This window comes from Halalkalicoccus subterraneus (assembly GCF_003697815.1).
Classification (GTDB): domain Archaea; phylum Halobacteriota; class Halobacteria; order Halobacteriales; family Halalkalicoccaceae; genus Halalkalicoccus; species Halalkalicoccus subterraneus.
This window is the reverse complement of sequence record NZ_RDQG01000014.1, coordinates 1-5,549: the sequence shown is the minus strand read 5'-3', so window position 1 is coordinate 5,549 and position 5,549 is coordinate 1. Positions and strand designations below refer to the sequence as shown.

The 5,549-nt window shown below is 66.0% G+C and carries 7 protein-coding genes and 2 tRNA genes; 8 read left to right on the top strand and 1 reads right to left on the bottom strand.

Annotated features, from left to right (window positions below; genetic code table 11):
• Together moaA and EAO80_RS03615 are read left to right on the top strand one after the other, a co-directional pair.
• On the top strand, positions 1-1,011 hold a 1,011-nt coding region (gene moaA / locus EAO80_RS03620), incomplete at its 5' end, for a GTP 3',8-cyclase MoaA (RefSeq protein ID WP_122088578.1).
• A gap of 116 nt (positions 1,012-1,127) precedes the next feature.
• Positions 1,128-1,805, top strand: a complete 678-nt coding sequence (locus EAO80_RS03615; RefSeq protein WP_122088577.1) for a hypothetical protein — start codon at positions 1,128-1,130, stop codon at positions 1,803-1,805.
• On the opposite strand, the gene EAO80_RS03610 is transcribed toward EAO80_RS03615, so the two are convergent.
• Positions 1,791-2,816 carry an NAD(P)/FAD-dependent oxidoreductase gene (locus EAO80_RS03610; RefSeq protein ID WP_122088576.1) on the bottom strand — a complete coding sequence of 342 codons (1,026 nt, stop codon included), beginning with the start codon at positions 2,814-2,816 and terminating at the stop codon, positions 1,791-1,793. The two genes, EAO80_RS03615 and EAO80_RS03610, sit on opposite strands and share 15 nt — an antisense overlap.
• 206 nt (positions 2,817-3,022) lie before the next feature.
• Between EAO80_RS03610 and EAO80_RS03605 the strand changes: the two genes are divergently transcribed.
• The 6 genes from EAO80_RS03605 (at position 3,023) to EAO80_RS03580 (ending at position 5,541) form a co-directional block, all read left to right on the top strand.
• Positions 3,023-3,105: transfer RNA gene (locus EAO80_RS03605), tRNA-Ser, on the top strand.
• 67 nt (positions 3,106-3,172) lie between these two features.
• Positions 3,173-3,682 carry a 30S ribosomal protein S13 gene (locus EAO80_RS03600; RefSeq protein ID WP_122088575.1) on the top strand — a complete coding sequence of 170 codons (510 nt, stop codon included), beginning with the start codon at positions 3,173-3,175 and terminating at the stop codon, positions 3,680-3,682.
• On the top strand, positions 3,682-4,203 hold the full coding sequence (locus EAO80_RS03595; protein ID WP_122088574.1) for a 30S ribosomal protein S4: 522 nt from the start codon (positions 3,682-3,684) through the stop codon (positions 4,201-4,203). Before EAO80_RS03600 ends, EAO80_RS03595 begins: the two co-directional genes overlap by 1 nt.
• The gene (locus EAO80_RS03590) at positions 4,200-4,589 is read left to right on the top strand and encodes a 30S ribosomal protein S11 (protein WP_122088573.1); all 390 of its coding nucleotides are present in this window, start codon (positions 4,200-4,202) and stop codon (positions 4,587-4,589) included. The genes EAO80_RS03595 and EAO80_RS03590 overlap by 4 nt, the downstream gene beginning before the upstream one ends.
• A gap of 1 nt (position 4,590) precedes the next feature.
• Positions 4,591-5,337, top strand: a complete 747-nt coding sequence (locus EAO80_RS03585; RefSeq protein ID WP_122088572.1) for a DNA-directed RNA polymerase subunit D — start codon at positions 4,591-4,593, stop codon at positions 5,335-5,337.
• Between the two features lie 119 nt (positions 5,338-5,456).
• Positions 5,457-5,541: transfer RNA gene (locus tag EAO80_RS03580), tRNA-Leu, on the top strand.
• Positions 5,542-5,549 lie beyond the last annotated feature (8 nt).

Below are 5,549 nucleotides of genomic sequence, written 5' to 3'. Positions count from 1 at the left end.
CTCGCCGACGATTTCGGACGGGAGGTGACGGGGGTTCGGATCTCGTTGACCGATCGGTGTAACTTCGACTGCGTGTACTGTCACAACGAGGGACTCGGCGATACGCGCGGGCCGATGGACCCACAGGACGACGAGATGAGCGCCGACGAGGTCGTTCGCTTCCTCGAGGTGGCAAGCGAGTTCGGCATCGAGAAGGTGAAGTTCACGGGCGGCGAGCCGATGCTCCGTGACGACCTCGAGGAGATCATCCGCCGCACGCCCGACGAGATGGAGGTCTCGATGACCACCAACGGCACGTTCCTGCCGGGACGCGCCGAAGGCCTCCTCGAGGCGGGGCTGGAGCGCGTCAACGTCTCGCAGGACGCACTGGATCCGAAGGAGTTCGCCGAGATCACGAAAAGCGGCGCGTACGACCGGGTACTCGAGGGCGTCGAGGCCGCACTCGACGCCGGGCTCGATCCGGTGAAGCTCAACATGGTCGTCTTCGAGCACACTGCGGGCTACGTTCCCGAGATGGTCGATCACGTCGCCGAAAACGACGGCCTCCAGCTCCAGCTCATCCAGTACATGCCCGAACTGACCGGAAAACCCGAGTGGAACATCGACATCGAGCGGGTGCATGGTTGGCTCGAAGAGCAGGCAATCCGCGTCGAGCGCCGCGAGATGCACCACCGCGCGCGCTACTGGGTGGCGAGCGACGACGTCGACCTCGACTCCGACTTCGATTTCGACGCCAACGCCGGGGGGATCGGCATGGTCGAGATCGTCGACCCCGTCGAGAACCCCGAGTTCTGTGCGAACTGCCACCGGGTGCGGATCACCCACGAGGGGTATCTCAAGGGCTGTCTGAACCGTAACGACGACCTCCGGTCGATGGGCGAGATGAGCAGGCCGGAGATCCGCGAGACCCTCCGGGAGACGATCGGGAACCGCGTCCCGTTCTACGGCGAGTACATGGTCCGGGACGGCAACGGCGGCTGGGAGATGAACGACGAGTACATCGACGCCTGAGACGGGCAGGCGGTTTTTTCGGGGCGAGGACACCAACCGTCAGGTAACCGCTCGCGCTCACGTCTCGGTTCGCTGAACTATACCTCCACGAGAGGAGTGGCTCCTATCGAGTTACCGTGTCAGTCACTCTCGCACGCTCGACGACCCTCCCGAACCCCGAGTACGTCCGCTCGCTACCCGGTGTGACGCTCGTCGGTGTCGTCCACGACCATCCCGCCAGCATCGCCCGCGTTCGACGAGTAGTTCGGGAGTCGGATCACGAAACGCTCGCGCTCGAACTGCCTCCCCTCGCGGTCGAGCTCTATCACGCGTACGCGGCCGACTCAGAACGGGGCGGCGAGATGAGCGCTGCGATCCGCGCGACCGACGCGACCGTCGTGGGAATCGACGGGCCAAGCACCGCCTTCGTCCGTGCCTTTCGTCGCTACCTCGATCGCGAACGCGTCGACGAGGAGACGAGAACACGACTTCGGTCGAGCCTGCGGACCGCGAGCCGGCGCGCGGTTCGCTGTCGGCTCGCCGCTACCGCCGTCGGCAGATGGCTCGGCGCGGATGGCACTCGCTCCTTCACATACGACTGTGATCCCGGCGGCGATACGGACGATCTGGCCGCCGACGAACGCTCACACGTCTCGATGGCGCGCGCCGCGACAGCGTTCTCGCCGCCCCACGTCGCCCACCGCGACGCGATCCGCGAGGAGTGTATGGCCGAGGCGTTGGCCGAACTCCCCGCACCGGTGGTCGCCGTCGTCGGGATCGACCACCTCGACGGAATCGCCTCACGAGTAGGCTAGTCGGTGGCTCAGTTCGCGCCCGCTCTCGAAGGCGGCCGTCACCCGTCCCTCGCCGGCGACCCAGTCGCCCGCGAAGAACAGCCCGTCGTCCCCCGCGTGGTGCAGGAGACCGGTATCCGCCCCGTCGTCGGGAAGCGCGTGCCGCCAGCGCCCGCAGTCCGTCCAGTCGGGACTCGCGAGTTGCGGGTCGTCGAGCAATTCACCTACCAGTTCGGCGGCCGCGCTCGCGATCCGTGCGTCGGGTTCGCCGTAGCGTTCGAGCGACCAGTCGGGGGCCATCTGCGCGACGAGGAGGGACTCGCCCTCGGGGACGTGACTGGCTTTGCACCCCTCGCGCGAACACCAGCCGATCCCGTGATCCCTGTCGGTATTGACGAGCGTGTAGTACGGCCGGTCGAGTTCGAACGGGTAGTGGAGGATCACGGAGAGGATCGTCCGGTAGGGGACCGACTCGACGGTTTCGACGAGGTCCCCCCGTAGGGGGTCCTCCCAGTCAGCGTCGGCGAGGAGCGCGGCGGTCCGTGGTGCCGGCGGCGTCAACACGAGCGCGTCGAACTCGTCTCTCCCCTCCTCGTGTTCGATTCGCCAGCGGTCGCGCTCGCGGGCGATCGACTCGACACGGGTTTCCAGTTCGAGGGTCGCATCAGTTCGTTCGAGAACGGTTCCCGCAAAGCGCGCGATACCGTCCGCATAGGTGAGCGCGGGCCGGTCGCGCTCCTCGCCCGGCGAGACCGTTCCGTCGGCGTCGAACGTCCAGACGGGCTCGTCGATCTCGACCAACCGCTCGTCCGTTTGGTCGCTCTCGCATTCCCGCAGGAACGCCTCTAGATCTGGATCGGGGGTGACGTAGTTCGCCCCGTGGTCGTAAACGCAGCCGCGCTTGCTTCGCGTCGCGGCCCGACCGCCAACCTCGCGGCTCTTTTCCAGTATCGTCACGTCGGCACCGGCGTCTCGAAGTCCGTAGGCAGTCCCGGCCCCGGCGGCCCCCGCGCCGATGATCCCGATTTCCATGCGGACCCTTCGACCGCGATCGGCATAGTTCCCGTCGGGCGGGATCCACCCGTGGTTCGGTCCGGACGCAGGTCGGTTCGAGACGACCAGAGTTGCCCCGGTCGATCGATCCGGTGGGCTTAAATACCCGACGCGGATAGACAGGGGTGCATACACTGCAGGGGCGTGGCGTCCCGAGTCCGCGAGGGCGACAGTACAGAACGCGTGTCGTGGTAGCCAAGCGGCCTAAGGCGCAGGGTTGCTAACTCTGTGGCGTTCAGCCTCCGGGGTTCGAATCCCCGCCACGACGCTCCGCTACCAGGTAGAATTGGTAGTTCATTACCACCGCGGCCGGAAGACAGCCGGCAACGAGACACATGAGCGAAGAAGACCCAGAACAACAGGACGGACAGGAGGACGACGACCTCCGATACTTCGTTCGCATCGGGCAGACCGACCTCGATGGGACGAAGTCCGTCGAACGATCACTGAGCGAGATGAACGGTATCGGCCGGAGAGCGGCCAGAATCATCGCCCAGAACGCCGGTATTTCGCGTACCGCGACGTTCGGGCGACTCGATGACGAGGAGATCGACGCCATCGTCGAGGAAGTCGAGGGCTTCGCCGAGAACAACCCCGAGTGGCTCGCGAACCACCAGAGCTACTACAGCGGTGAGATCACCCACGAGACCGGCAACGAGCTCGACCTCACCCGCCAGCAGGACATCAACCGCCTGCAGATGATCAGCGCCTACCGGGGCGTGCGCCACCAGCGTGGCCAGAAGGTCCGCGGCCAGCGCACCCGCTCGACGGGGCGCTCGGAGGGGACCATCGGCGTGAACGTCGAGGCGATCAAGGAAGAAGCAGAGGAGGGAGGTGACGAATAATGGCGCTCGGAAGCAACACCAAGTTCTACGAGACGCCGAACCATCCCTTCCAGGGCGAGCGCATCGCCAGCGAGCACTCGCTGGTGGGTCGCTACGGCCTGAAGAACAAGGAGGAGCTCTGGCGGGCCCAATCCGAACTGCGTTCGTTCCGCCGTGAGGCCCGACAGCTGCTGGGCCAGGAACAGCAGGGAGAAGACGCGTCCGAGGGCGGGGAGTTCCTCTCCCGGCTCCAGCGTCTCGGCATCCTCGGCGACCAGGAGGGATTGGACGACGTTCTCGCGCTCGAGGTCACCGATCTGCTCGAGCGCCGTCTCCAGACGGTGGCCTACCGCAAGGGCGTCGGCAACACCCCCAAGCAGGCCCGTCAGTTCATCTCCCACGGCCACGTCACGGTCGACGACCGGCGGGTGACGGTCCCCTCGTATACGGTTCACGTCTCCGAGGAGGACTCCGTGAGCTTCGACGAGAACAGCCCGCTTGCGGACGAACTGCACCCCGAACGCGCGGAGGAACAAGAATGAGCGAATCAGGAGACAGCAAGTGGGGCGTCGCACACGTCCACGCCTCGTTCAACAACACGGTCATCACGATCACCGATCAGACCGGCGCCGAGACGATCGCCAAATCGTCGGGCGGAACGGTCGTGAAACAGAACCGCGACGAGGCCTCGCCGTATGCGGCGATGCAGATGGCCGAGGTCGTCGCCCAGGAGGTCCTCGATGCCGGTATCGAGGGCGTTCACGTCCGCGTGCGCGGTCCGGGCGGCAACCGCCAGCAGAACCCCGGTCCCGGTGCACAGGCAACGATCCGTGCGCTCGCACGCGCCGGACTGGAGATCGGCCGCATCGAGGACGTCACGCCGATCCCGCACGACGGCTGTCGCGCACCCAAAAACAGCGGGTTCTAGCATGGAGGACGATTTCGACGTCGAGGTCATCGAACGCGACGACCGCAGCGCGCGGTTCCTCGTTCGGGGCGCGACGCCCGCGTTCGCGAACGGCATCCGCCGTGCGATGGTCGCGGACGTTCCCACCTTGGCGATCGATTCGGTCAGATTCATCGAGAACTCCTCGGTGATGTTCAACGAACAGCTCGCGCTTCGACTCGGGCTCGTCCCGCTGTCGACGCCCGAGGACTACGAACTCGGTGAGGAGGTCACCCTCGCACTCGACGTCGAGGGGCCCGCAACCGCCTACTCGGGCGACCTCGTCAGTTCGGACGATCAGGTCGGCCCCGCAGAGCAGAACGTCCCGATCATCGAGCTCAAGGAGGGCCAGCGCCTCGAGATCGAGGCCGACGCGTCCCTCGATGTCGGGCGTGACCACGCCAAACACCAGGGCGGCGTGGCGGTCGGTTACCGCCATCTCGTTCAGGTCAACGTCGAGGGCGACCGTGAGGAGTTCGCCGACGAGGAGGCGAACATCGTCCGCGGCGTCATCGAGACCGAGGACGGCGAGCTCGTCCCGACCAGCGAGTTCGACCACGACCTCACGAACCGGTATCCCGGCAAGGAGCTGCGCGTCGAGGACGTCCCCGACGCGTTCGTCTTCCACGTCGAAACCGACGGCTCGATGACGGTCGACGAGCTGGTCGACCGGGCCGCGGCCTCGATCGGCGACCGCGCCAGCGAACTCGAAGACGCAGTCGCACTATAGAATCGCCATGTGTCCCGTCACCCATCTCACGGCGTTCGCTTCCGCGGAGAGCGGACGCTCTGGCCAGCGGTGGGTAACCGAAAGGGGTTTTACGGGGCAGCAAGTACGAGGAGTTGCGAGCAGGGATAGCCAAGTCTGGCCAACGGCGCAGCGTTCAGGGCGCTGTCTCGTAGGAGTCCGCAGGTTCAAATCCTGCTCCCTGCACTCCGCTT

Coding starts and splice junctions, on each gene's coding strand:
- EAO80_RS03590 (WP_122088573.1), top strand. CDS start 4,200: ATGAGCGAATCAGGAGACAGCAAGTGGGGCGTCGCACACGTCCACGCC.
- EAO80_RS03595 (WP_122088574.1), top strand. CDS start 3,682: ATGGCGCTCGGAAGCAACACCAAGTTCTACGAGACGCCGAACCATCCC.
- EAO80_RS03610 (WP_122088576.1), bottom strand. CDS start 2,816: ATGGAAATCGGGATCATCGGCGCGGGGGCCGCCGGGGCCGGGACTGCC.
- EAO80_RS03585 (WP_122088572.1), top strand. CDS start 4,591: ATGGAGGACGATTTCGACGTCGAGGTCATCGAACGCGACGACCGCAGC.
- EAO80_RS03600 (WP_122088575.1), top strand. CDS start 3,173: ATGAGCGAAGAAGACCCAGAACAACAGGACGGACAGGAGGACGACGAC.